Source organism: Microcoleus sp. PH2017_35_SFW_U_B, assembly GCF_020737865.1.
Taxonomy (GTDB): Bacteria; Cyanobacteriota; Cyanobacteriia; order Cyanobacteriales; family Microcoleaceae; genus Microcoleus.
This window is the reverse complement of record NZ_JAEQDE010000104.1, coordinates 18,588-43,402: the sequence shown is the minus strand read 5'-3', so window position 1 is coordinate 43,402 and position 24,815 is coordinate 18,588. Positions and strand designations below refer to the sequence as shown.

The window sequence follows — 24,815 nt, the reverse complement described above, 5'->3', positions numbered from 1 at the left end:
AACGATTCTCGGTGGATTTAATGATGTGCCTCTCTGCTAGTTGCATTCAGACTCTCCATTTTTTGACGATCGCAATAATTCTCTTGACCATTTTGACTAGATGATACTACTATTGCTTACTACTGCTTACAAACTTAATAAAGTTTTATAATACCAATTTAATGTGAACTTGCACATATCCCGATCTCCCCTAAGTTCCCCTGAATAAGCAGGCTGATTTTATTGTCATCATAGGTACGTAGTTGCGCTTTAGCGTTCTTTCCTAATATTATAAAGAGCGCTAAAGCGCAACTACGTACCTAATTTGTATTCGGATTCTATGCAGCCTCATAAAAAATTCGTATAACTCTGCTTTTGATTATTCATTAAAATTAACCAATAGGTAACTCAATCACAAACTCCGCTCCCTGTCCAGGTTGGGAATTGCAGTAGAGTTTCCCCCCATGCTTTTCCGTCACAATCTGGTGACTCATTGAGAGTCCTAGCCCGGTGCCTTTCCCGGCATCTTTGGTTGTAAAGAATGACTCAAATAAGCGTAATTTCAACGCTTCATCGATGCCTGAACCATTGTCAGCAATCCTAATTCTGACCCAATTATCTTCGATAATTTCAGTTTGAATTTGAATAGAAGGAATCAGCACGAGTTCAGAATTATCAGAATTTTTACTTCGATCCATTACATCATCTAGGGCATCAATACTATTGCCAATAATGTTCATAAATACTTGATTTAATTGTCCAGCGAAACATTTAATCTTTGGCAACTTGCCGTAATTTTTGGCAACAGTAATTTCCGAATAATTATTATTGGCTTTGAGTCTGTGTTTCAAAATTAATAGCGTGCTGTTGATGCCTTCGTGGATATCGAAAGCAATCTTTTGGGAAGAGTCTGCTCGTGCGAACAACCGCATGGAATAACTGATATCGCGGATACGTTCAGCACTCTGCTGAAGAGATGCAAGCATTAGGGGTATATCTTCTTCTACAAATTCTAGCTCAATGGCTTCAGCGTGTTCGATAATTTCTGACGCAGGTTCGGGGTAATGCTGCTGATAGATGTGCAAATGTTCTAGTAAGTCTTTTAGGTATCTGTCAGTATGGGTTAGGTTGCCGGCTATGGAATTAATTGGATTGTTAATGTCATGGGTTACTCCTGCAATCAACTGTCCCAAAGTCGCCATTTTTTCATGTTGAATTAGGCGTTCTGTGGATGCGGCTTGTTGTTCCTGTAGCAGTTGCTTGACTCGTCGAATCATTTGATTTAGGGCTGTTGCTAATATACCAATTTCATCTTGAGTGGTAACAGCAGCTTGTAAATCAAAATTGCCCGTTTGGGTTGCTTCCTGGGCAATATGGGTGACTTGCTGGAGGGGACGAGCGATCGCCCGACTGGTATAAATCGCGAGGAAAATGGCGATCGCCACTGACAAAATCATGCTCCCAGCAATAACCTGTACTCGTAGCACCTGTACATTTGCAAACTCAGTTTTTGCTTCTTTGTAATCTTTATACGCCCTTACCTTTAATTGCTCTATATCTTGTAAAAATTTCTTCAATTGCAGCGATGTAGGACTGCTACCAAAAGTCAAGAGCTGGCTGCGGAATATCTGAATTTCTGCGGGTGATAATTCAGCGGAATTAATTGCCTTTAATATCGCCTCTGTCTGCTGCAAGTAAGCCTCTGGAATCTCTTCATTGGCTTGCAGAAAACGTCTGACGGTATTTATTTCAGCAGGTGACTCGTCAACCTTATGATTTTTTGTATCCCCTTCCGAAGATTTAAACTCAGACCATTCTTTTTTGAATAGAGCCACATGGTTTAAAAAATAGGAATACTGTTGGTCTAGCAAATCTCGATTTTCCAATAGCATCAGGATCTGCTGTTGGTGGAGGAGAACTTGAACGAGCTGGATCTGCAATTCACTGATGAATTGAGTTTCTTCGATCGCATTTTGTTCGTGTCTAACAGCTTGTTGATGATATTGGTCAGCGATCGAGATTCCTGTAGCGGTTCCCAGAATTGCCACTCCCAGCGCCAGTCCATAGCCCACACTAATCTTTTGTCCTACCTTGAGACAACTGAACCAATGCTTCAGATGACGTAAACGCAACTTTCGCATAAATGAATGCTTTAAGAAATGGCTCTCATATAGATCTAATAAGAGACCAAGTTTAAATCTATTTTTAGGTTCGGGCATAGAACTCATGGTGGACACTGGATATATTATAATCACAATTACTTGTAAAAAACAAAAACCAGGAATGAAAATAAATCAACTAATTCGAGAATTTTCCTCAGGTCTCCTAATAGTAAATAGATCGGGCGCATCTGGCGCAAGGAAGAGGGCGAAGCATGACCGCATATAAGTTATTAGTTATAATCTCCTATTTTCTGCGGTCATGCTTCGCCCCTACAGATATATTTACCTTGCGCCAGATACACCCCTGTGCTTTTTCCTTCTGTGTCTGCTTCAATCCTCAACTTTCAAAGCTCTTCTTGCTAATTTTACATAAGTTTTCACAGTTTCATAAGGCATTTCCAAATCAGCAGCAATATCGAACAAAGATTCCCCCAATTCCCGGCGCGCTAAAATCGTCGCCCAAGTTTCCGCAATCTCACCAGCCCGACTCCCGCCTGTACGCTTTCTGTGCGCCATAAACTTCTCTGTCAATTCATCGATTCGCGCCGCCAATACGCTTTGGATAGAGACTTCGGGTAGGGATTCTGTCAACCATTGCGATCGCGTTTGTCCCAATCCAAAGGTTGTTTTGTGGCCCGTGCCGCAGTAAGGTGCTAATTGCCCCAAGGCATAAAATAATTGTACAAAATCAGGGCGCAATCCGGCCGATCGCCCGATCGCAAATTCCACAGCCCCAGTAAATCCCGTTACCATGCCTTTTTTGCCCGCCGCCACCTTTTGCGACTCCAACTTGTGGCGGCTAATAATTACATTTTCGTCAATCCAATTCAGAAATTCTGCTTGGTCAACATTCATACCCGAAAAGTTATTCCAGCGGCGCAAATAGCTGTGAAAAACATTTTCGGGAACTGGTAGCGGGAAGTGATGCCCTTTGCTGCGAAAGCTTGTAGGAGTTACAAAACTAAGTTTTATGTTTCTAGATAATGGATGTTCTGCTGTTAGCAATTGCTGGTAAGTTGTGGGAGAAAAAGCAATATCCCAAGAGCGAATTACCAGCGGAGCATTTCGCAAATCAATCTCTTGGGGCAAATTTTGCAGCCACTGACTCAGCCATTGTACTACTTGCTGGGACAGTCCTGTGACATACCAGCGGTAAATGCGATCGCCCAAAAGCTGAAATTCCTTACCGGCTGGAAGCAAATCACCCTCCAATCCCGAAATAGTAAAGGCTTTTTCTGACTGCGAGTCGTGCAAAAGTTGCGATAATTCCGGGTCAGTTTCCTGAATTTGATGCAAAAACCAAGCGTGCAAACCTATAGCATACTGCGCGTACAGATAGCTAGCTGCGCGGGGGGTCAATTCAAACACTAATCCGACTAACTCGGTGTCAGCGGGCCAAATTAGCTTAGAGGAAGGAACTTTTTTGGTGCGGGTGGGATGCGGGGAAATTGCCATGAGATGCCGGAAACAGGGACAGCGGTCTCATATTTTATCTTTTTTTATCCCCGTTGGGGGATGTTTTTGTCTGGGCGGGCGATCGGTCAAATCTATTAGCAGCTCCAAAAACCGTGTCAACCGCCAGTTTCCCGAAATCGGAGGGATGCAGAAAAATCACCAAAAAACCGACAACCTAAAACTCAATTTTTGTCAAGTTTTTCCTCCTTGTAAGTAAAGAGAAATATACAAGTGTTTAAAATCACATTCTGGGGTACAATTGTCAAAAGCTCGTAGCATCCTCAACTCCGATCCTCAACTATGAACACAACAGAAAAATCCAAACTCTCCAACGAAAAAACTTTGGAGGCGATGAAGAATTTCTCCGAAACCTACGCCAAGCGCACCGGAACTTACTTTTGTTCCGAGCCTTCAGTCACTGCTGTCGTTATAGAAGGACTAGCAAAGCACAAAGATGAACTAGGTGCTCCCCTATGCCCTTGTCGCCATTACGAAGATAAAGAAGCCGAAGTCAAAGCCGCCTACTGGAACTGTCCTTGCATTCCCATGCGCGAGCGGAAAGAATGTCACTGTATGTTATTTCTGACGCCAGATAACGATTTTGCTGGAACTAATCAGGAAATTAGCATGGATCAGATTCAAGCAGTCAGAGAGACCATGTAATCGGTTAAGTAGGCGGTCTTCAGTTGACAGTTGACAGTTGACAGTTGACAGTTGACAGTTGACCGCTTGACAGTTGAGAGCTACCTCTACCTGAAAGAAAGAGGATTGGAGTAATGAATAGTCTTCTTTTAATTTTTCCCGATCGGGCTTGGGGCTTTAAACCAATTCTTTCTGGTAAAATTGGTAATTGTTGTGAAAATAGGTCGTAAATCAGTTGACAATTGACAGTTGACAGTTGACAGCGACCTCAACGATCGCCGCCTACTCTAACACGCATCCCCAATCCAAAATCCCAATCTCCAAGCGAATGACAGAGGAAATGCCGATCGAGTTTTGGCAAGGTATCGAACAGTTTAACAGCCAAGATTTTTACGCTTGTCACGATACCTTAGAGGCTTTGTGGATGGAAGCCGGCGAGCCGGACAAAAGATTTTATCAGGGAATATTGCAAATTTCTGTCGCGCTTTATCACCTAAGCAATCAAAACTGGCGCGGTGCAGTAATCTTGCTGGGAGAAGGCATAAATCGGCTCAATTATTATCAACCGAGTTATGCGGGAATTGCCGTTGAAGATTTGCTCGGACAAAGTGCTAAACTCTTGAGTGCTTTGCAGCAAGCTGGCCCGGAAAAAGTCGCTGAATTTGTACCGTTGTTAACAGGTGCAGAAGTTGCAGGCTTGCGATTGCCGCGAATTATCAAACTAGAACAAACTTCAATATGAGCAGGCTGGTACACCGAACTCGATCGATAAAAGGAGATTGCGATCTGGAGTAAGCAGGGGTTGATATACATGAGCGACCTGCGGTATTTTTATGCCATTTTATGTATTGTACCGCATTTGCTATATAATTAGCAGTTAGCTGGACTAAACCAATGATTAGGAAGACTCATGAGTTTTAGCCGCATTCTTACAAACATTTGCTCCGATCGACTTGCTGAAAGCCGAGATTTTTATGTGACCTTGCTTGGCTTTGATGTGAGCTACGATAGTGATTGGTATGTTCAACTTCGTAGTCCGTCTAATAAAGAACTAGAGTTTGGAATCATTCTTCGTAGTCATAGTTTAGTTCCACAAGAATATCAAACCGCTCCTTCAGGTATGTATGTAACTTTTGTGGTTCCCGAGGTTGATCTAGTCTACGAAAAAGCAGTAGCTATGGGGCTTCGCATAGTTCAAGAACTAAGAAACGAATTTTATGGGCAGCGTCGATTCTTAACTGTTGATCCGAATGGTTGCTTGATAGATATTTGCTCACCATTTAGTGAGTTGGAAAAATGAAGATTACATCTGTATTGAGTTCAAGTAGTTGCAATCAATTTTTTGCTTTGATTTAGGTAATGAGTATGCGCCAGCCAGCTAACAACCCCAATGCACACTGACCGCTGATAGGTTATCAGTTTGAGTTTGAGTGTATCTGCGGCGGGTGATTGGGAACGTTAGGTTGCTTCAGGTTAATGCTGAGACAGTCATAAGTAAGAATAAACATGGATACAGAGGATACAGCAGCCCGATACGATCGTATTGCCCACTGGTGGCAAACTCAGCATCAAGATTCGCTTTATGGTATCCCACAGTTGGAGCGTGCTATTCAATTCACCCATAAAAAGCAGGTAGCTCTTGATATAGGGTGTGGAAGCAGTGGACGCTTTATTAAAGTCCTAAGCGAACATGGATTTCAAGTGGAAGGACTTGATATTTCCTCAGAAATGATTGATTTAGCCAAACAACTGCATCCAAACATCGTCTTCTATCAAGCAGACATCTGCTGTTGGAATCCTCCCAAACCCTACAGCTTGATTGTTGCTTGGGACAGCACATTTCATCTGCCGCTAGATATGCAAGAATCTGTGATGAAAAAGCTATGCAATGCTCTTGAACCTGATGGTGTATTGATGTTCACGTGTGGGGGTGGGCATGAAGCAGGTGAAGTTTCTGGAACATTTCAAGGTCAAGACTTTGAGTACAGCACACTAGGTGTAAATGCTTTCCTAAAGATTCTGAGTGAGTCTCAATTTACATCCCTTCACCTTGAATACGATCAATATCCTGAGAATCATGTTTATATCATTGCTCAAAAGACTTGAGCGACGATTGGAATGGATTTGTACCAGCTTGGGTAGTTAATGTTGCCTATGGAAGTATGATGGCTGCAAAGCGCAGGCTAACAGTGCGTTGGAGCCGGGGCAAGCAATGGGAAATTCACAGCCGCACGCTGGATCGAACGGGACAATGTGGACTAATTGTTTCCAAAGATTCTGACTTTTATCAGCACAGTTGTAAGATTATCTTTTTGCGGACAGCTTATGCAATCTACCTTTGAGACTGCCCGAAACTTCCCGATCGCCCAAACCGTCAAAAAACTTGCTTTCTCCAGTAAATCATCCAAACAGGCGAAGAAAGGGCTATTGTCTTGCTAGGATAATTGGTTGACGCTCTCGGGCAGGTCGATCGACCTTACGGGAATTTTTCACGGCCGTTAAGATAAAATACCTAACCGATCGGGTGTGGTGGATCTAATCTCCATAGAGAAAAATCAGGGGTGAGATAATGCCCTTCAGCAATTTCAAAAATTTTGAGGCTTGCAAGCTATGATGCCCTCCGCTAAACTACTCAATTCCCGCCTATTCAAAGGATTATCGCTGCTGTTGCCGCTGACTCTGGCTGGCGCGATCGCCTCTCCTACCTACCCGCAAGCCGCACCGCCCCGCACTCTTTCCGTGCGATCGGACATCCAAGAAGCCGACTCCAAAACCGGCATCGTGACAGCCCGCGGCAACGTCCAAATCAACTACCCAGCCCGCCAAATACAAGCAACCGCAGCTCAAGCTCAATACTTCAGCCGCGAGCGCCGGATCATTCTCAGCGGTGACGTGTACGTATTGCAGCAGGGAAACAGCCTGCGCGGCGAAACCATCACATACCTGATTGACGAAGGGCGGTTTATTGCGCTCCCAGACAATCCAGGACAAGTAGAATCCGTCTATCTGGTGGCGCCAGAACAAGATGCAGCAGCCCAAAATTCGATCGGGCCCAAACCAGCTCCGGTTAATCCAAATCCCGCTGTTAAACCGCCCGCCCGTTCCCGAACAGCTCCTAAGTAACAGCCCCCGGTAGCAGCAAAATTTCGCATCGGCAAAAACATCAACTGTTGCATATCTACCTAAAACAATAATTTTTATTGCCATTCTTGTGGAACAGGCATCCTGCCTGTTCCGATCTCAAAGCTGAAATGCGCGACAATCGAGAACCCAGAATAGATGCGAATGACAGTTGACAGTTGACAGTTGACCAACTGATGACTGATGACTGATGACTGATGACTGATGACTGATGGGTGCATCTCAGTTTTGCTTTTAATAGTGCGAGCGTCCCCGCTCGCGTATTGTACAATACGCGAGCGGGGACGCTCGCACTCAAAGAAAAATGCTTTTTGCAAAAATGAGATGCTCCCTGACTGATGACTGATGACTAATGACTAATGACTTCTTCTTAAAAGTTGCCTCGACGAGCATGAAAATTGTACTCGAAAATATTCACAAATCCTACGGAAAACGCAATGTAGTCAGTCGCGTCAACCTTTCAGTAGCCCAAGGAGAAATCGTCGGACTCCTCGGCCCCAACGGTGCAGGCAAAACCACAACATTTTACATAGCTACCGGATTAGAAAAACCCAATCAAGGAACTGTTTGGCTCAACGATTTAGACATCACTAAATTGCCGATGCACAAACGAGCGGAGTTGGGAATAGGCTATCTCGCTCAAGAAGCCAGCATTTTTCGCAACATGAGCGTCCGCGACAACATTTTGTTAGTTTTAGAACAAACTCAAGTGCCACGCTGGGAATGGAAGCAGCGAGTCGATTTCCTGTTGCAAGAATTTCGCTTAGAAAAAATAGCATCCAGTTTGGGAATTCAAATCTCCGGGGGAGAAAGACGGCGGACTGAGCTAGCAAGAGCCTTAGCCGCTGGGCGAGACGGCCCGATGTTTCTATTTTTAGACGAACCGTTTGCAGGCGTCGATCCGATCGCCGTTGATGAAATTCAGACGATTATTGCCAAACTGCGCGATCGTAAAATCGGCATCCTGATCACCGATCACAACGTCCGAGAAACCCTCGAAATTACCGATCGAGCCTACATCATGCGAGACGGGCAAATTTTAGCCTCCGGGGCTGAAGAAGAACTCTACAGCAACCCTTTAGTGCGGCAGTATTACTTAGGCGACAACTTCGTGCGATAGTCTTTGATAGCAACCACGAACCGAGTAGCGGCGGGTTCGCCTACATATAAATATCCCAGCCCAGATATCTATAAACCCGCCCTCCCCACTATAAAAACACAAGACTGAATTTTAGAATTGAGAAGGTAAATTTTAACTTGAGGAGCGATCGGCAAAAACGCCAAAGTATGAAAATAGCAACGTCCAAATCCTTCAATCCCCTCAACTGGCTGCCGAGAATTTCAGTAATGGACTGGTACATTACCAAAGAACTAATCGGCCCATTTCTGTTTGGCGTCGGACTATTTACATCAGTCGCCGTCACCGTGGGAGCGTTATTTGAATTAGTCCGCAGAGTAGCAGAATCAGGCCTCCCCTACGGCGCCGCCCTGGAAATTTTTCTGCTGCAAATTCCGTACTTTGTAGTATTAGCTTTCCCCATGTCAATGCTGCTAGCAACCTTAATGAGCTACAGCCGACTCTCCAGCGACAGCGAACTCATCGCCCTCCGCAGTTGCGGAGTTAGCGTTTACCGATTGATAATGCCCGCAGTCATTATGAGTTTAATCGTTGCCGGCTTCACCTTTGCTTTGCAAGAATTAGTTGTACCCGCCGCCAGTTACAGAGCCACTTTAACTTTAGACAGAGCCCTGAAGCGAGAAAAACCGACATTTCAAGATCGAAATATTATTTACACAGAATTTCGCAAACCCGAAAAAGGTGGCGAAGAAATCCTGTCCCGCTTTTTTTATGCAGAACAGTTTGACGGCCAGCAAATGAAAGGTTTAACAATTATCGATCGCTCCGCACCAGGTCTCAATCAAATCGTTTCTTCAGAATCAGCGACTTGGAATCCCTCAGAAAACACCTGGGATTTTTTCAACGGCACCGCTTATATAGTAGCTCCAGACGGCTCTTACCGCAATATAGTTAGGTTTCAACACCAGCAGTTGCAACTTCCCCGCACGCCCTTAGATTTAGCTGCGAGAGTGCGAGATTTCAAGGAAATGAATATTGCTCAAGCTTTAGAGCGTTTGGAAATCATTAAAAACAGCGGCGATGCACCGCAAATTCGCAAACTCCGGGTGCGAATTCAAGAAAAATATGCTTTTCCCTTCGTGTGCTTGGTATTTGGTTTAGTGGGAGCCGCTTTGGGAACTCAACCGCGGCGATCGGGCAAAGGCACGAGTTTTGGTATTAGCGTAGTGGTGATTTTTACTTACTACGTATTTTCTTTCGTCACCAGTTCTATGGGCGTGAAAGCTGTTTTAACACCGATTCTATCGGCTTGGTTGCCGATCGCCTTTGGCTTAGGAATCGGCGGATTGTTGTTGGGAAGAGCCGCCTCTAGGTAAGTTTTACCAATCAAATTGGGAATTGAGAATTGGAAAAATTAACAGTCGTAGGGTGCGTCGCTCAAGAAAAATCTCTAACTCAATATCGACAATCTCATGGCGACGCACCTTATACCATTTCTCCAAATTTTTACTACAAAAAAGTGTTAGGTTTGTTTCTTCCATCCGTGTTTTTCAGGTGCGGATCTGTAAAAATGTCTGTCAAATTCCGGCATTGTCAAGGGCGACACACCCTACAATTCAACCGGGTTTTTCAGGTGCGGATCTGTAAAAATGTCTGTCAAATTCCGGCATTGTCAAGGGCGACACACCCTACAATTCAACCGGGTTTTTCAGGTGCGGATATGTGAAATTTTCTGTCAACTTCAGGGATTCTCAAGGGCGACACACCCTACAATTCAACTTCTTCCTTCGGGAGCATCTCATTTTTGCAAAAAACATTTTTTTACAGTGCGAGCTCGTATAGCTCGCGAGCGGGGACAGCACTACAGATGCAAAACTGAGATGCTTCTTCCTTCTTCCTTCTTCCTTCTTCCTTCTTCCTTCTTCCTTCTTCCTTCTTCCTTCTTCCTTCTTCCTTCTTCCTTCTTCCTTCTTCCTTCTTCTTTCTTCCTTCTTCCTTCTTCCTTCTTCTTTCTTCCTTCTTCCTTCTTCCTTCTTCCTTCTTCCTTCTTCCTTCATTTAAGGATTAGCAAAAGTATTAATTTCGCCGCCACCAATATAGCGTCCCGGAGTCAAAGAGCGAGGTGTAGAAAAAGGTTGCGGTTGAATTGGCTGCCCGCCCTGATTGGTGTTTTGAGGAACTGCTCCAAAGTTAGGCTGGCTTGGCAAATTAATCTGACTTGGTTGAGGTTGTTGAAATTGAGAATTCGCTGAATTGGGAGAGAATTGAGGATTAATGATCTTGTTTACTCCCGTGCTAGGGGATTGCCCGAAATTCGGAATTAGCGGTATTGGTGAAGGTGTGGCGACAGGAAGCGCCACAGGTTGAACTTCCGGTATCAAGCCCGAGTCGGATAAATTAGTTTGATAGGGATTTTTGGGCAAAGCCACCGTTGGAACCTGTGGAGTAATTGTGGGGATGACTGATGCTTTGGAATTTAACCCGGTAAATGATTCAGGAAGTGTAGCTGCCGGGTTTAAAAATTGTTGAGAGTCGCTAATAATTGTATTAGTAGAAGCCGGAAGTGGGGAGATTGTCGCAGGAACATTCCCAGGATTTGCTTTTCCTTGAGCTGTAGCGACCGTTGGCAACAAATTTGCCGGATTTGTCCCAGATCCAAGGGAAGCCGGTCGATCGAGCAATTTAGGGGTGTTTGCACTTTTCACGGCCGCCGCCGTTGCTGAAGTGTCAGCAGCGACGTATTTTTTCATGGCTGCTTGCAGCGGACTCAAAGGCACAGGATTGTCGTTTTGTTTGCTGGAATTACCGCTACCTGATGCTTCCGGTGCACCCGCAGACTCAGGCTCGATCGCTCTTATGCCGGAAATGGTCGTCCCACTGCCAGATAAACTCAAATCAGATGTCGGGTTTGAACTTGGTAAGCTGGAATTTTGCGGGTTATTGTTGACTGTCCCAATCGCAGGATTTTGTAAATTTGACAGCGACACAAATGTGTTGATTGCCGCCGACTTTGGCTCTGAAGAGGGCTTAGGCTTTTCTAAGCCGCGAGTGCGAATTTCGTCGAATAAACCTTTGCCTTTGACTGCTGATGAATTGAACAAGTTCAGTTCAGAATTGGAGCGATTGAACTGATTGACTAGCACTGGCAAGCTGTCGATTTCAGCAGCAATGGCACTATCTTCAGCAGACAGTCCGGGAATCGCATCTGGATTGTTTGAGTTTGCTGCTTCTTCTTCGCCATCTATGCTCAACCTTTCTGGATGTACGGAGACTTCCCAGATAAATAACCCCCCCGCACACAGCACGGCTAGCGGAGCCCAAACCGACGGTTGCGTCCAGTGGCGGAAACGCGCTATTAGATAGCGGACAGATGTAGGAAATTTCTTAAAATTTGACATAGTTTTGCTTCCATCCGAGCCTCGGGACCTAAAACTATTTTCCATAGTCTACCATATCAATCTTGATGATTTTTGCTGTCCCCAGGTAAGTGCGATCGCGATTTTGATTGCAAGTTGCGAAAAACATAATAGCAGAAGCAAGAACTATGAAGGAAGTTCCATTACATATATCTTGTGAAAAGTGCAATTAAGAACGTCCTAACTCTCGGAAACTGTTGCTACAGATGTATGCCACAGGTGAAGCTCGATTGAGTACCGACCGAAATAAGTTTTGCCCAGCAAAATAAAGCGGAAATAATGATAAAATCAGAGTTGACGCGGTGTAGAGCCTTCCAAGCGTGTCAGCCGATCGACCTCAAAGCAAAATGTCAAGGCCGAATTTGAGTAATTGCCCAGCTCCAGACGAAGAGAAAAGTTGAGAGGAAATTAATGAAAAAAGTAGTAGAAGTATTAGCAAATCGGGAAGAACTCATAGAGCGATCGCTCGCGGTTGTCCTGTCCAAAATCCCAGCAGCGATCGCAGAACGTGGAGTTTGCACGATCGCCTTGGCGGGTGGCAGCACACCAGAACCGCTCTACAGAGCGATCGCCACCCAAGACCTGCCTTGGGACAAAATTCACGTTTTCTGGGGTGACGAACGCTACGTTGCGCCAGATCACCCGGACAGCAATCAAAAAATGGCGCGCCTCGCTTGGCTCGATCGAGTAAACATCCCCGCCAGCAACATCCACCCCATGCCCACAGGCGCGGCTGACCCCGCAGCCGACGCCTCGACGCACCAAACCGAATTGCAGCAATTCTTCAAAATATCCGACGGCGAGTTTCCCGCTTTCGACATCATCCTATTGGGCATAGGAGACGACGCCCACACAGCCTCTCTATTCCCCGGCACACCAGCCTTACAAGTCCGTGACTCCCTAATAACCGTCGGCAACAAAGACGGTCAACCCCGCATCACCTTTACATTCCCCTTAATCAACCGCGCCCGGTGCGTCATCTTCATGGTGGCAGGAGCCAGCAAACAACCCGCCCTCAGTCAAATTTTTGCCCCCGCAGCCGACTCCATGACCTATCCAGCCAGACTCATTCAACCAGAAGGCGAACTTTGGTGGCTGCTCGATGCTGCGGCAGGCGTTGCAGTAAAATAGCTGAGAGAGCCTCCAGAGTCAGCACTGTCAGCAGTATTACTAACTCAATCTTTTCCTTCGTTCCGAATGTCACGGCGCGAACTCAGTTGCTAGTATTAGCGAAGCAATATAAGAATTGTGGCGGTTAAAGTTAAAATTTGACCATATACACAACTATTTTTACGAGGCTGATTGGAAAATCTGGCCGATAGCAAGGAGAAATCGATGATTGTCTGTCCCAATTGCAATCACCAGAACCCCGACGGGGCCAGCCAGTGCGAGTCTTGTTACACGCCTTTACCCGTTACCGCCAGTTGCTCAAACTGCGGTGCAGCGGTTCAGACAGATGCAGCATTTTGCGGTCAGTGTGGCTTTAATTTGCGTCCGGGTTCCTACGTTCCAGAAGTTGAGGCGACAGTACCGTCCGTCTCGCCTGTGGGCCCCACAGTGGTATCGCCACTGGTGCCGGACTTAGGATCAACCGAACCGCCGACGATCGCAATGGAACCTCTAGTTACCCCACATCAGGGGCCGAACTTGGAAAAAACTCCCGCCAGCATTCCGACGATTCCAGATCCCTCGCCGTCGCTCTCGGTTCCTGTTACAACAGAATCGGTGACAACAGCACCAAATACCTCTCCCCCGGTTCCCGACCCACAGCCAGCGGGTGTGGCTAAAACTCAACTGCAACAGCAGTCGGCGCGACTGATACACGTTCAGACAAATACGCCGATGGAATTGCCTCACAATCTCGCTGTGATTCACATTGGCAAGCCAAATGACTTGGTGCCGCCAGATATTGATGTTTCGGGATTTGCTAATTCTGAGATAGTTTCTCGGGTACACGCAAATCTCCGGGTGGAGGGAGATGCTTGCTACCTAGAAGATGTAGGCAGTTCTAACGGCACTTACGTCAACAATACTCCCCTGCCCAAGGGAAACCGACATCGGTTGCGACCGGGAGACCGCATCTCTCTGGGAAAAGGAGACCTGGTTACGTTTCTATTTCAAATCTCTTAGATCGAGTTTGGATTGGGCGATCGAAAGTCTAAAATCTAAAATCGCATCTTGAGGCGCTCTACCAAAACTCAATGCTGCCAATGTGATTAAGCTGACCTTGCTACATCCACTCCAGTCTATTCCCGTCCGCAGTTGGATCTTTGAAGACGAAGAGGTCGTCCGGATCGGGCGATCGACGGAAAACCACGTCGTTCTTTTTAGCGCTGTGGTTTCTCGTCGCCACATCGAATTGCGACGCAGCGGCATTAATTGGGAACTGATCAATTTAGGTACCAACGGTACTTACCTCGATGGTAAGCCGATCGCTAAGGTTCCCGTTGTGGACGGTCTGATCGTTCACTTGGCTCGCTCGGGCCCGAAAATTCAAATCAACGTCGGTGGGAATCAGTCCTCAGCCCAGTTAGCACAAACTAGCGTCAAGTCAAGGGATGCTAAGGCAATTCACGCTCCCTCCGGGGGCGCACTGCTTAGCACGATTCCTATTCCCAGCCAAAAAGAAATTGGCACTTCCAGGGAAGAAGACGAGTTAACTGAGGCAGAAAATACTCCCCATTATTCGGAAGAAAAAGAAGAAGAAGAAGAAGAATATTAAATCGACATCTTTGGACGATCGACATTTTTCTTGCAGGCGGCACTCAGGAGTTTATTTATGAGTACATCACAACAGATTGTTAAGCGCAGCGAACTGATCAACCGCCGCACGATCGACCGCCGCACGGCGGAAGAGGTCGGCAGGGTAGATCGGCTTTGGCTCGATCCTCACTCCCAGCGGGCGATCGGCTTTACTTGCAAGTCGGGACTTTTGGGCAACAAAAAACGCTGGTTCGCTTGGGCGCAAGTTGATACGGTGGGCGAAAATGTTTTGGTGACGATTAACCCGGAACTTCCGGAATTGCATCAGCCGGAACAAGCTGTTTGTCCGATCGGCCTTGAGGTACTTACGGACGCAGGAAATAAGGCAGGTACGGTGGTTGACTACCTATTTGATGTCCGGACTGGTTCTGTTAGGGATTACCTGTTTAAATCTAGCGGCTGGCGCGGCGTTTTAGACGGGATTTACTTGTTGCCGGTGCAGGCGATTTCGACGATCGGCAGCAAGCGGGCGATCGTCTCTGAGGCTGCTGTATCCGAACCCGTGCAGTACGCGGAGGGACTGCACCATAAAGTCGGCATGGTAGCCGAGTTTTTACAGGAAGATCTTGACAGAACTCTTAAAAATGTGGCTGGCGTGAAGCGGAACGCTCAAAATCTGGCGGAAAAACTTCAAGATAAAGCTATAGAAGTCAGGGATGTAGCTCAAGAAAAAGTCGCAGAGTTGAAGCGCCAAAGGGATGAATCTGTACCGCCCGATCCGGTGGAACCGCCAGAGTCGGATTTGCCCTGAAGTGCGGCTTTCCCGATCGAGAAAGTAGCTGCTTGCCGATCGCATTTTTGGGGTGGCCGGCACCCGAAAGCTCGATCGGTACAGAGTACGCGAAATAGAGGCTTTCTGGGCGAGGAATTCTAGTGCTCAAAGCATTGTATTTTAAAGGTATCGCATCAATACGAAAAATGTTAGCAACCCTAAAAGACCTATGCTGTTTGAGAGAACCAACTCCTATTTTATCTAGAACCCGCAGCCTTAATAATTGGTTAACTTCTGTAGGGGCAAACAGCAATTCGCCGATCGTCGCAGACTGTCGCCCGATCGACAACTCGAATCAGCGGTGCAACCAGCACTCGTCTGAGTTGAATTCTCCGATCGATCTGTGGGAAAATGGTCACTCCACCGATCGATCGGCCCAGATGGGCGATCGGCCGGGTAGCTCCATCCGAGATTCAATCGATCGAGAACTTCGCACTGCTGTCAATCGCGGCCAAGTTCACCAGATTAATATCGTGTTTGGTGGCGATCGAGGACAGGCAAAGTTCGCACCTGGAGTCCAAGCCAACAATCAAAAGTTTGTTCAAATGCCTCAAGCAGTCAAAACTTCAACTTTTACGGCAAAGCGAGGGAGTAGCGGCGCACTGACAACGCCTTTAAGCATCAAATCTTTTGCGGTTTTATCGCAAAAATTGGTTCTTGAAGCATCCCCGTTTCAGTCATGCGGGGGAGTGTCAAAACATCAGTGATTACCTTAACTCTGCTACATCCTATTCAGTCTGTCCCAGTTCAAAGTTGGTGTTTTGAATCCGAATCTGTGGTTCGGATCGGTCGATCGAACGACAATGATGTAATTATTTACAGCGCTGTAGTTTCCCGCCACCACGTAGAGCTGTGGAATCATTCTTATGGCTGGGAAATTATTAATTTTGGCGCTAACGGCACTTATGTAGATGATAAGCCGATCGCTCAGGTATCGGTAGCGGACGGGATGACAATTCGCTTGGGCAATTCCGGACCAAAAATCCGAATCCGGGTGGGGGCGACGAATGTGCAACCGAGCCCAAAAACTCGACCACCACAGCGCGAACTCACCGACAAAAAGGCCGAAGTTTCACAAGACAAATCAACAGCTTGGTCTGGGCCTAGGAGAATCATGGAAGACGATGATGGAGCGCTGACTCACATCGATTTTGAATGACCCGCTGCTATCTATGGGAGCTAGCAAATTTCAACAAAATTCAGGCTGCATTGCATTCGATCGTCTGGTCAGTTAATATAGCTGAATTTTCAAGTTACCCATTTTCATACCCTGATTAAGCAACGTCATTCTCTAATACCCGCTCAACCTTCAACCGATAAGATTTGAGGGATATCGCTCGATATTACTTCTGTTTCGCTGCTTGCCCAGCGGCGGTAATCTAAGAGCAATTGATACATCAATCGCTGTTTGACGCTTAGCAGTACACTCTTGAGCAAGCCGTTGCCCGTTGCTTCTAAAATTGGTTTGGGCGTCAGCCAAAACGGTGGCGGTAACTCGACTTGCACCTCTAAATCCGCTTTTCCCTTCAAGTACGCTACCCCACTACTTTGGTCTACGTAAAGCTTTCCTTTAAGATTGAGAGCAAAGCGATCGTTTATATAATCCACACCAAGAATCGAGCAGGCGACTGACTCCAAATTGATTGCGCCCTCCGACTGCGCCCATACCCTCATGTCTACTGTGGGTTGAATGCTGAGCATCATAAATTGTAACGGTCGCATTTTCAGGCGGAAACAGTCATCGCTTAGTTGCTCTGTGCGAGTACGATCGACTAGGGCGTTCACCAATCGCCTCGGCTGGCGCAGATAATGTTGAATGGGAACCCGTTCATCTGGTACGGCGATCTCAACGGATTGGGAAGCATTAAAACGGGTATACATGAGAATATGTCAATATGTGGGATTCGTAAGGATATCTTAATAAACTATAACTTTTTTAAGGTGATTTGAGTCGCGCACTAACTCGCCCACTCGCCCCATCTCATCCGAGAAATAACGGATAAAAGCTTTTGGGACTCAGGCTAATTTTTTCATCATACTTGCTGGCTGATGAGAGTAAAGCAAACATTTGTAACGCAAAATTGCCGATTATTATGAAAATTTCCTTAGCAAAGCCCTCGAAGAGGATCGCACATCTCGGCCCTGTAGGTACCAATGCAGAAACAGCGGCTCAGGCTTATGTCAATTGGTTGAGCCGGGAAACTAACTCCGAATGTACCCTGTATCCTTATTCCACCATTTCTCAGGCACTAGAGGCATCTGCCTCCGGGCTGGTTGATTACTCAATTGTGCCGGTAGAAAATTCCATAGAAGGTAGCGTCACTGTCACCCTAGATACCCTGTGGCGGCTGGATGCACTGCGAATTAAACACGCCCTGGTTTTGCCGATTTCCCACGCACTGCTGTCAAATGCTCAAAATTTTAACCAGATTCAAAAAGTTTACTCTCACCCGCAAGCCCTAGCTCAGTGTCAATTGTGGTTGGCCGAGTTTATCCCACAGGCTCAGTTGATTCCGGCTAATTCAACGACGGAAGCGTTGCACTATCTAGAAGATAGCAGTATAGCGGCAATCTCTTCGCCAAGAGCCGCCGAACTCTACAAATTGCCCGTGCTAGCGAGCCCGATTAATGATTATCCCGACAATTACACTCGATTTTGGGTACTTGGCTCCGATGCAGGAAAATTAGGAAACTTCGCAGAATCCCACGAGTCATCAATGACATCCGGCACCACACTAGGGGCTAACTCGCACCTAGATTCAACTTCGGCGAATTGTACTCACACGTCACTAGCTTTTAGCGTACCTGCTAATATGCCCGGAACATTGGTAAAACCTTTGCAAGTATTTGCTAGTCGCGGTATTAACCTAAGTCGCATTGAATCTCGGCCGACTAAGCGATCGCTCGGAGAATATATCTTCTTTATGGACGTGGAAGCCGATGCTTGTTCTACATTAGTGCGATCGGCACTAGAAGAGTTAAAAAAACACACGGAAACTTTAAAAATCTTTGGTTGCTACACTGTACTGTCAGTAGTATGATTGTATTAATACTTAGGGGGCTAGCGAGATGAATGCTGATGAACTTCTCAAGCGATATGCAGCCGGAGAAAGAGATTTTCACGAATCCAACTTAATAGGTGCTTCCCTGTCACAAGCTTCCCTACTTCATATTTGCCTCGCCTGTGCCAATTTAAAGGACATAATTCTAGCTGAAGCAGACCTAAGTGGGGCTAACTTAATTGGTGCAAACCTCGAAAATGCTTGTCTGATCATGGCGGATCTGAATGGGGCAGATCTCAGGGGATCGAAGCTAACTCGTGCCAGATTAACAGGGGCTGAGCTGATTAATGCAAACCTGGAAAACGCCAACTTGGGAGACACGAAAATGATTGGTGTCAACTTAACCGGGGCAAACTTGTATAAAGCGAACTTGATGGAAGCCAACCTGATAGATGCTTGCTTAGATGAAGCCAATCTCGAAGGAGCAAATCTCAGTGAGGTAAAACTGCGGGGAGCAAGTCTCAGAAGAGCCAACTTGAGAGGAGCATTTTTGTCTGAAAGTAACCTTCAGGATGCGGATTTGAGAGAAGCTGATTTGCGCGGTGCTAATTTGAGCGGGGCATTTTTGTGCGGCGCTAACCGCGAAGGCGCTAAGTTAGATGAGGCTACAAATTTAAGCAGGGCAATTCAGTTTTGCATCAGACAAGTCTGAAATCAGGCAATATATCCGCACATAATCCGACAGCTAAGGACTAAAAAATATAGTATTCATTTGGCTAAAAGTGCAGTTAATTTGCTCCTGTACCTTAGAAAAATGAACCTGCATCTTTAGTATTTCTTTCTTAGAATTAGCTTCGGCAATCTTACTTTCCAAAGCTAGCAAGTTGCGATTGAGAGTTTCTACTCGTACAGTTTGGTCGTCTAAATCTATCTTCACTTTTGCTACCTTATCCAACTCTATTTGCTTGCGAACCCAGGCTTGTCGAACGGAGTTCTCATCGCCTTTCTGAAGAGCTAGCAAAGCTCGCTGCTGCCACTGATTGGCTTGGGATTCAGATTGATTGTACTGCCACTGAATCCGCAGTTGGGCTGAAATCGCGCTGCCAACAGCCTGACGAAGTTCTTTGAGAGGTTCCTGAATTTCTAAGATTAATAAATCCCAAAAATTCATCAGTTCGCTGGTAAAGCCTTCGCGTTCTACAGAGGCTACTAATGCTTCTAAGAGCAACAAATTGGGTTCCATCTGCTGCACAGTTGTCTCAAATATTAACTGTGCTTCTGATAACTGCCGATCGCCTTTTTCTGAGACTGTACTGGCTGAGTTCTTTAAGATTTTTTGAGTCCTGTCTGTCGCTGTTTCTGAATCTAAACTTGCAGGTACGAAGGCTTGTAATTTTTCGCGGGCGATCGCACTCAGCCTTTCTCGCAGCAAATCGCAGGCCGCCCGCTGCACTGGCCCTGTTTCGCTTTGACAAATCTTGATGACTATTTTTAAGCCTGCATCGCCGTAATTGAAGGCTTCCTTTAGCGCTGCAATCCGATGTTCGCTGACTGAACTAGACAGTCGGTGTCTGACTCCTGCTAGTCCGCCGAGTACCACACCGCCCACCGGAGGCGGCAGTTGACCGCCTCTAACTGCATCGTAGGGTTTCGGTTGGTCGAGATTTTGTGACACAAGCATCTAATTTTGGAACGGGCAAGATGCCCGTTCCACAGAAAAATTTACTTTTGTGGAACGGGCATCTTGCCCGTTCCTAGATATTTTTGTAAAAGGTCTATTAATTCTCAATTATTTAATCTCCTATGCGAAAATCGAAAATTGAAAATGGTATGATTTCTGGGTAATTTGGGTGTCAATGCAGGCAAAGTCGATCGTACTTTTTGCCTGCCCCATTAACTACTTGAGCGTATCTTTCAGTACAGTCCTTGCTGCCAAGTGATTGCGAGTGGAAGTTAAAATTTCGGTTTCGCGTTCCAATCTCGCAGCAGTATCTTGCAATTCTAAGAGAGTTTGCTGTTCTGTAGCTGCACCGTAAAGGTAGCTGGCTACCCAGTAGGATAGTTCTGTGGGCAAACTGGGAATGTCTTCCGGTAGATCGATCGACTGATCCATCAATTTACTAGACAGGCGAACTACATCTCTCAGCAGTTGTTCGACTTCTTTGCCCAAAGATCGGAGGTCTTTTTGTGGCGGTTCGTCTTCAATCCATTCTACTAAACCGACTAAATAGGGTTTTTCCCGAACGGCGTCGAGGACTCGGAACCGCTGCTGTCCGAGAGTCATGATTTTCATGCGATCGTCCGGGAGGCGCTGACAGTGAATGACTTCGGCGCAACAGCCAACGCCAGAGACTTTGTTTTGGTTCGGGTCCCACATGAGCACACCGAAACGGCGATCGCCCTCCAGAATCGTGTTCATCATAATTCGATAGCGAAACTCGAAAATTTGCAGTGGCAGCGGTCTACCTGGAAATAGAACCACTTCCGGCAAGGGAAATAAGGGGAGTTCGCGAACTGCTACAGAGGAGGAGGATGCCATTGTCGCTCAAAGGTGACGGTACTTGCGCTTCTTTTTCTTACTTTAACTGATTTGAGTAATTCCGGGCGGGGGTGAGGGGCGATCGGCGGAAAATGCGGTTAAGGGCGATCGACTGCCTCCATCACGGGATTTACAGTCCTGGACGGAAGCACGCTACATATAGCGTGCCAAAAGTTCCGACGATCGCCCGTTAAATCGGAGCAACGTAGGTTTAAGGATTAAAATAGAGTAGGTTTGCCTATTAACCTCAACATATCGCTAATTTCCTACTGCGCCTAATACTTTCAGCGTATCTTTGCGATCGTTAGTAATCCCAGTCACGCCTGCAATATTCATTCCTTCATAAAGGCGTTCAGCTTTCAGCGTTTTAATATAGGTAAGTGTTTCAATATTCCACAGTTTAATTGTCTCATCTTCACTGCCACTTGCCAGCATTAATCCGTCAGCACTAAAAGCAACGGAACGAACGGTATTTTCATGTTCTGTAAAAGTTTTGAGGCAAGCACCACTTTTTACATCCCATAGTTCGATCGTACAGTCATCACTGCCACTAGCAACAAGGCTGCTATTAGGACTAAACACAACCGATCTGATTGGCTGTTTGTGTCCTGTTAAAGTATGCAGACATTCATACGTTTTACTATCCCATAATTTGATAGTGAGGTCATCACTCCCACTGGCGATAATTTTACCATCAGGACTCCAGGCGACTGCATACACTCCTTTTTGATGCTTTCCTATATCGAGTAGTTGTTTTGTTTGAATATTCCATATTTGTAAGATTGTAGCATCACTACCGATCGCTATATTCTCACCATCAGGACTGATAGCAAGCGATCGAATCCAATATGGATGTTCGTAATTTTCTAAGCAGTGACCCGTGTTAGCATCCCATATTTTTATCCTGCAATCGTCACCAGTGCTAATCAGTCTTGTTCCTTCCGAATTGAAAGCTACTAAACAAATCCAATCTTTGTGCTTCTCTGAGAAATTTGAACATTTACGAGTAGCTAGATCCCATAACTGTACTCTCCCATCATTACCGCCACTGGCTATTTTTGTGCCTTGAGGATGAAATGCAACTGACTGAACGCGCTTTGTAGCTATACCCAGTATTTTGAATTTCTCTGTCTCGATATCCCACAGTTTTACTGTGCGATCGTCACTGCCGCTAACAACAGTTTTCCCATCAGGAGAAAAAGCAACTGACCAAACTCTTTGAGTATAGCCATAGATAGTTTTCAAAGATTCGCCTTTGCGGATATCCCACAATCTAACACTTTGATCGTCACTACCAGTAATTAAAGTTTCACCATTTGGACTAAAAGCTATTGTTCTAATTCGGCGATCGATTTCTGGTAAAGTGAGTAATAATTCACCCGTTTCAATGTTCCATAACTTGACAGTTAGATGGTCACCGCTAGCCAGAGTTTGACCGTCAGGACTAAAAGCAACTGACCACACTCTTCCATCATGTCCCAAAAATTCTTTGAGACAGTTACCAGTCTTAATATCCAACAATCTGACAAGTTTATCATCCGTACCTGTCGCTAGAGTTTCACCATCAGGACTAAAGTCGATCGATCGAACCTGATGCGAGAGGTTTTGCCAGGTATTCTGACATTCACCTGTATTAACATCCCATAATTTTACAGTTCGATCGGCACTCCCACTGGCTAGAGTTGTCCCTCGATCGTTGAAAGCAACTTTGACTACCCAGTAACTATGTGGTAGAGTTCGCAGAAATTGAGGAGAGTCAACATCATCCACATCCCACAATCTTACGGTGCGATCGGCATTATCACTAGCACTAGCCAATATCTTACCGTCATGACTAAAGGCTACTGACCAAACTCGATCGGTGTGTCCCTGTAATGTAGCAAGACATTGACCTGTATTAATATCCCATAACCTGACAGTGCGATCGTCACTCCCACTAGCTAAAATTTGTTTTTGAGGATGAAAGGCAACTGACCTTACCCAATTAGTATGATCTACACAAGTAGTTATGAGTTGACCATCCGCTCGCCAAATATAAATATTTTTATCTGCATCACCTGTTGCCCATAATTGACCATCATGACTAAATGCTACTGATAGAATGCTACCCAAAGGTTCAGAAAAAAAAGATTTAGATAAGTCAGAGTTGGCAAAATTAACCTGATGTAATTGAATTCCATGAAGATAGGCTTGAGAAATAGTTAAATCCGAAAAATCATAGTTTGTCAAATCGGTTTCTAGCTCGCACAAGATATTAAGAATATTACCTCCTAAATATCCAGGCGCTTTAGGCGATTGTTGTTGGCAATTGAAAATAATTTGTTTGAGTTTACTTTCGACATTTCTTTTCCCGCCAAGTTCCTGAAGCAATCTTTCCAGCAAAGGCGTGATAATTTGGCGAACTTGAGTTTCTCTAATATAGTCTTGGGATGTGGCTTTGCACAGAGAGTAGCTGTTCAAAAGTTCTATTTGCTCTGTTTTAATTTCTTGGCAAAGTTCATCTATTAGTCGATGGATAATGTATTCCTTCAATACGGGTAGCTGTGTATATCCCAATTCGGTATTTTTGATGAGCGATCGTCGCTTTAAAGACGCTAAACATTCGACTAATTCCTGTTGAGCTTCCCATAAAATAATATCTTCCTGTAATTCTTCGTCTGAAACTGGCTCATAATTAATTGCCACCCAGTACATAATTTGTTTTTCTGACAGAGATAGCCGTTCAAACTGACGTTGTAATAAATTGTTGATTTCAGTAAATTTTACTCTGCCTCTATTTAAATATCTTTTTACAAATCGAGATATGTCCCCTCTTAATGAAGAATCTCGAATATCTTGTGCTAGAACTTCTAAAGCAAAAGGATTACCTGCATAGTTTTCAATAACGTTTTTCCAGTCATCTTCTGATCCAGAGAATTCTCCAAATACAGTAAATATTTCTCGACCATATTCTACCTTCAAACCATCTAAATATAATGAACGTATATTTTGATTCTGTCTGGCTATCAATTCAATTGCTTCTGGTTTTTCTCGGCTGGTAATTACTAAACAGCTTTGATGAGATGATTGAGCTATTCGTTTTAGCAAATCACCATACCCTTGATATCCTTCCAGATATTGACCTATGTGGCTACCACTTTGAAGAATTGACTCTGCATTATCCAGTATGAACAAACAGCGTGAAGATTTTAAGTAATGAACCAGTCTGCCGATCTTCTCTTCTAAAGTTTCTGGTAGTGTAGTTTCTTGCTGATCAGACAAAAATTTGATTGCATCTGCTAGGATTTTTTCTACTGGTGGCGATGCCCCAAGACTTCGCCAGATTATATAGTCAAATTTATTTTGAATTTCTTTTGCTAATTCGATCGAGAGAGTAGTTTTACCTATACCTCCTTGACCTAGCAGAAAAATTAAGTGACATTTGTCCTTCAAAATCCATTTTTTTAATGTATCTAGTTCCTGAGTGCGCCCGTAGCAATAGGAGACAGTTGGTGCTGCTCCCCAGTCTTGGCTTGAAGATACAGCCAGAGTGGTTGACTGAGATGGATTATTATCGACAACTTCTTCCCAATTCAGACCCAAAACCTGGCAGAAAGCTTTGAAAGTATTGTTTTTAATAGGTGTTCCCTGCAAAAATCGTTTCCAAGTCCCTATTGATACAGCTAAATATGTTTCCTCTACGTTCTCCCAATCTCGATTAGGGTCAAGGATCTGACTGGCTTCTTCACGCCATATAGGGTCTTCTATTGCCCATCCCCTTTCTTCTCTAGCCTGTTTTATCCTAGCCAGTCCCCGAAGAGAAGCTTTAAGACTCTTCATATAACATTATACTCCCTGGTTGTCAAGCACAAATTTAGATCATTATA

23 protein-coding genes are annotated in these 24,815 nt (G+C 45.2%); 15 read left to right on the top strand and 8 right to left on the bottom strand.

From position 1 onward, the window contains the following. Positions 1-371: 371 nt before the first annotated feature. Together JGK36_RS26900 and cas6 are read right to left on the bottom strand one after the other, a co-directional pair. On the bottom strand, positions 372-2,120 hold the full coding sequence (locus tag JGK36_RS26900) for a HAMP domain-containing sensor histidine kinase (RefSeq protein ID WP_293186408.1): 1,749 nt from the start codon (positions 2,118-2,120) through the stop codon (positions 372-374). Positions 2,121-2,471: 351 nt separating this feature from the next. Then, entirely contained in the window at positions 2,472-3,596 is a 1,125-nt protein-coding gene (gene cas6 / locus JGK36_RS26895) for a CRISPR-associated endoribonuclease Cas6 (protein WP_293186410.1), read from the bottom strand. A 300-nt stretch (positions 3,597-3,896) separates the two neighbouring features. Between cas6 and JGK36_RS26890 the strand changes: the two genes are divergently transcribed. The 7 genes from JGK36_RS26890 to JGK36_RS26860 all read left to right on the top strand — a co-directional run bounded on the left by JGK36_RS26890 (position 3,897) and on the right by JGK36_RS26860 (position 9,833). After that, on the top strand, positions 3,897-4,259 hold the full coding sequence (locus tag JGK36_RS26890) for a ferredoxin-thioredoxin reductase catalytic domain-containing protein (protein ID WP_293157224.1): 363 nt from the start codon (positions 3,897-3,899) through the stop codon (positions 4,257-4,259). A 307-nt stretch (positions 4,260-4,566) separates the two neighbouring features. Then, complete coding sequence (locus JGK36_RS26885) at positions 4,567-4,980, top strand: DUF309 domain-containing protein (RefSeq protein ID WP_293186444.1); 414 nt, start codon at positions 4,567-4,569, stop codon at positions 4,978-4,980. Positions 4,981-5,148: 168 nt separating this feature from the next. Further along, complete coding sequence (locus tag JGK36_RS26880) at positions 5,149-5,538, top strand: VOC family protein (RefSeq protein WP_293186411.1); 390 nt, start codon at positions 5,149-5,151, stop codon at positions 5,536-5,538. A 206-nt stretch (positions 5,539-5,744) separates the two neighbouring features. Further along, positions 5,745-6,344 (top strand): trans-aconitate 2-methyltransferase, encoded by a 600-nt coding sequence (locus tag JGK36_RS26875; protein ID WP_293186412.1) that lies wholly within the window; start codon positions 5,745-5,747, stop codon positions 6,342-6,344. A gap of 504 nt (positions 6,345-6,848) precedes the next feature. Further along, positions 6,849-7,361, top strand: a complete 513-nt coding sequence (locus tag JGK36_RS26870) for an LptA/OstA family protein (protein ID WP_293186414.1) — start codon at positions 6,849-6,851, stop codon at positions 7,359-7,361. Between the two features lie 409 nt (positions 7,362-7,770). Beyond that, positions 7,771-8,499, top strand: a complete 729-nt coding sequence (gene lptB, locus JGK36_RS26865; RefSeq protein ID WP_293186416.1) for an LPS export ABC transporter ATP-binding protein — start codon at positions 7,771-7,773, stop codon at positions 8,497-8,499. Between the two features lie 167 nt (positions 8,500-8,666). Further along, positions 8,667-9,833: an LptF/LptG family permease gene (locus tag JGK36_RS26860; RefSeq protein ID WP_293186417.1), complete on the top strand. Its 1,167-nt coding sequence runs from the start codon at positions 8,667-8,669 to the stop codon at positions 9,831-9,833. Between the two features lie 375 nt (positions 9,834-10,208). Here the strand turns inward: JGK36_RS26860 and JGK36_RS26855 are convergent, their stop codons facing one another. Together JGK36_RS26855 and JGK36_RS26850 are read right to left on the bottom strand one after the other, a co-directional pair. Beyond that, on the bottom strand, positions 10,209-10,514 hold the full coding sequence (locus JGK36_RS26855) for a hypothetical protein (protein ID WP_293201193.1): 306 nt from the start codon (positions 10,512-10,514) through the stop codon (positions 10,209-10,211). Then, positions 10,515-11,855, bottom strand: coding sequence for a hypothetical protein (locus JGK36_RS26850; RefSeq protein WP_293186419.1), 1,341 nt, complete (start codon positions 11,853-11,855; stop codon positions 10,515-10,517). Positions 11,856-12,284: 429 nt separating this feature from the next. On the opposite strand from JGK36_RS26850, the gene pgl reads away from it, so the two are divergent. From pgl to JGK36_RS26820, 6 genes are all read left to right on the top strand, one after another. Further along, positions 12,285-13,004: a 6-phosphogluconolactonase gene (gene pgl / locus JGK36_RS26845; RefSeq protein WP_293186421.1), complete on the top strand. Its 720-nt coding sequence runs from the start codon at positions 12,285-12,287 to the stop codon at positions 13,002-13,004. A gap of 204 nt (positions 13,005-13,208) precedes the next feature. Then, positions 13,209-14,003, top strand: coding sequence for an FHA domain-containing protein (locus JGK36_RS26840; RefSeq protein WP_293186423.1), 795 nt, complete (start codon positions 13,209-13,211; stop codon positions 14,001-14,003). Between the two features lie 82 nt (positions 14,004-14,085). Further along, positions 14,086-14,595, top strand: coding sequence for an FHA domain-containing protein (locus JGK36_RS26835; protein ID WP_293186425.1), 510 nt, complete (start codon positions 14,086-14,088; stop codon positions 14,593-14,595). A gap of 57 nt (positions 14,596-14,652) precedes the next feature. Next, on the top strand, positions 14,653-15,387 hold the full coding sequence (locus JGK36_RS26830) for a PRC-barrel domain-containing protein (protein ID WP_293186427.1): 735 nt from the start codon (positions 14,653-14,655) through the stop codon (positions 15,385-15,387). 167 nt (positions 15,388-15,554) lie between these two features. Further along, complete coding sequence (locus JGK36_RS26825; RefSeq protein WP_293186429.1) at positions 15,555-16,115, top strand: hypothetical protein; 561 nt, start codon at positions 15,555-15,557, stop codon at positions 16,113-16,115. Beyond that, positions 16,112-16,567, top strand: a complete 456-nt coding sequence (locus JGK36_RS26820; protein ID WP_293186431.1) for an FHA domain-containing protein — start codon at positions 16,112-16,114, stop codon at positions 16,565-16,567. Before JGK36_RS26825 ends, JGK36_RS26820 begins: the two co-directional genes overlap by 4 nt. Positions 16,568-16,710: 143 nt before the next feature. Here JGK36_RS26820 and JGK36_RS26815 read toward each other — a convergent pair whose 3' ends face one another. Next, positions 16,711-17,289 carry a DUF1997 domain-containing protein gene (locus JGK36_RS26815; RefSeq protein WP_293186433.1) on the bottom strand — a complete coding sequence of 193 codons (579 nt, stop codon included), beginning with the start codon at positions 17,287-17,289 and terminating at the stop codon, positions 16,711-16,713. A gap of 212 nt (positions 17,290-17,501) precedes the next feature. On the opposite strand from JGK36_RS26815, the gene pheA reads away from it, so the two are divergent. After that, positions 17,502-18,449 (top strand): prephenate dehydratase, encoded by a 948-nt coding sequence (gene pheA, locus JGK36_RS26810; protein ID WP_293186435.1) that lies wholly within the window; start codon positions 17,502-17,504, stop codon positions 18,447-18,449. Positions 18,450-18,477: 28 nt separating this feature from the next. Beyond that, positions 18,478-19,122 carry a pentapeptide repeat-containing protein gene (locus tag JGK36_RS26805; protein ID WP_293186437.1) on the top strand — a complete coding sequence of 215 codons (645 nt, stop codon included), beginning with the start codon at positions 18,478-18,480 and terminating at the stop codon, positions 19,120-19,122. Positions 19,123-19,155: 33 nt separating this feature from the next. On the opposite strand, the gene JGK36_RS26800 is transcribed toward JGK36_RS26805, so the two are convergent. The 3 genes from JGK36_RS26800 to JGK36_RS26790 all read right to left on the bottom strand — a co-directional run bounded on the left by JGK36_RS26800 (position 19,156) and on the right by JGK36_RS26790 (position 24,768). Further along, positions 19,156-20,091 carry a PspA/IM30 family protein gene (locus JGK36_RS26800; RefSeq protein ID WP_293197702.1) on the bottom strand — a complete coding sequence of 312 codons (936 nt, stop codon included), beginning with the start codon at positions 20,089-20,091 and terminating at the stop codon, positions 19,156-19,158. Between the two features lie 216 nt (positions 20,092-20,307). Then, a complete protein-coding gene (locus JGK36_RS26795; RefSeq protein ID WP_293197701.1) occupies positions 20,308-20,949 on the bottom strand; it encodes an LON peptidase substrate-binding domain-containing protein in 642 nt (213 codons plus the stop codon). Between the two features lie 258 nt (positions 20,950-21,207). Further along, on the bottom strand, positions 21,208-24,768 hold the full coding sequence (locus JGK36_RS26790; protein ID WP_293197698.1) for an NB-ARC domain-containing protein: 3,561 nt from the start codon (positions 24,766-24,768) through the stop codon (positions 21,208-21,210). Positions 24,769-24,815: the final 47 nt, after the last annotated feature.

Bases quoted from the DNA above. Each gene is read 5' to 3' on its own strand.
- JGK36_RS26900 (WP_293186408.1), bottom strand. From the start codon at position 2,120: ATGCGAAAGTTGCGTTTACGTCATCTGAAGCATTGGTTCAGTTGTCTC.
- cas6 (WP_293186410.1), bottom strand. From the start codon at position 3,596: ATGGCAATTTCCCCGCATCCCACCCGCACCAAAAAAGTTCCTTCCTCT.
- JGK36_RS26890 (WP_293157224.1), top strand. From the start codon at position 3,897: ATGAACACAACAGAAAAATCCAAACTCTCCAACGAAAAAACTTTGGAG.
- JGK36_RS26885 (WP_293186444.1), top strand. From the start codon at position 4,567: ATGACAGAGGAAATGCCGATCGAGTTTTGGCAAGGTATCGAACAGTTT.
- JGK36_RS26880 (WP_293186411.1), top strand. From the start codon at position 5,149: ATGAGTTTTAGCCGCATTCTTACAAACATTTGCTCCGATCGACTTGCT.
- JGK36_RS26875 (WP_293186412.1), top strand. From the start codon at position 5,745: ATGGATACAGAGGATACAGCAGCCCGATACGATCGTATTGCCCACTGG.
- JGK36_RS26870 (WP_293186414.1), top strand. From the start codon at position 6,849: ATGATGCCCTCCGCTAAACTACTCAATTCCCGCCTATTCAAAGGATTA.
- lptB (WP_293186416.1), top strand. From the start codon at position 7,771: ATGAAAATTGTACTCGAAAATATTCACAAATCCTACGGAAAACGCAAT.
- JGK36_RS26860 (WP_293186417.1), top strand. From the start codon at position 8,667: ATGAAAATAGCAACGTCCAAATCCTTCAATCCCCTCAACTGGCTGCCG.
- JGK36_RS26855 (WP_293201193.1), bottom strand. From the start codon at position 10,514: ATGAAGGAAGAAGGAAGAAGGAAGAAGGAAGAAGGAAGAAGGAAGAAA.
- JGK36_RS26850 (WP_293186419.1), bottom strand. From the start codon at position 11,855: ATGTCAAATTTTAAGAAATTTCCTACATCTGTCCGCTATCTAATAGCG.
- pgl (WP_293186421.1), top strand. From the start codon at position 12,285: ATGAAAAAAGTAGTAGAAGTATTAGCAAATCGGGAAGAACTCATAGAG.
- JGK36_RS26840 (WP_293186423.1), top strand. From the start codon at position 13,209: ATGATTGTCTGTCCCAATTGCAATCACCAGAACCCCGACGGGGCCAGC.
- JGK36_RS26830 (WP_293186427.1), top strand. From the start codon at position 14,653: ATGAGTACATCACAACAGATTGTTAAGCGCAGCGAACTGATCAACCGC.
- JGK36_RS26825 (WP_293186429.1), top strand. From the start codon at position 15,555: ATGTTAGCAACCCTAAAAGACCTATGCTGTTTGAGAGAACCAACTCCT.
- JGK36_RS26815 (WP_293186433.1), bottom strand. From the start codon at position 17,289: ATGTATACCCGTTTTAATGCTTCCCAATCCGTTGAGATCGCCGTACCA.
- pheA (WP_293186435.1), top strand. From the start codon at position 17,502: ATGAAAATTTCCTTAGCAAAGCCCTCGAAGAGGATCGCACATCTCGGC.
- JGK36_RS26805 (WP_293186437.1), top strand. From the start codon at position 18,478: ATGAATGCTGATGAACTTCTCAAGCGATATGCAGCCGGAGAAAGAGAT.
- JGK36_RS26800 (WP_293197702.1), bottom strand. From the start codon at position 20,091: ATGCTTGTGTCACAAAATCTCGACCAACCGAAACCCTACGATGCAGTT.
- JGK36_RS26795 (WP_293197701.1), bottom strand. From the start codon at position 20,949: ATGGCATCCTCCTCCTCTGTAGCAGTTCGCGAACTCCCCTTATTTCCC.
- JGK36_RS26790 (WP_293197698.1), bottom strand. From the start codon at position 24,768: ATGAAGAGTCTTAAAGCTTCTCTTCGGGGACTGGCTAGGATAAAACAG.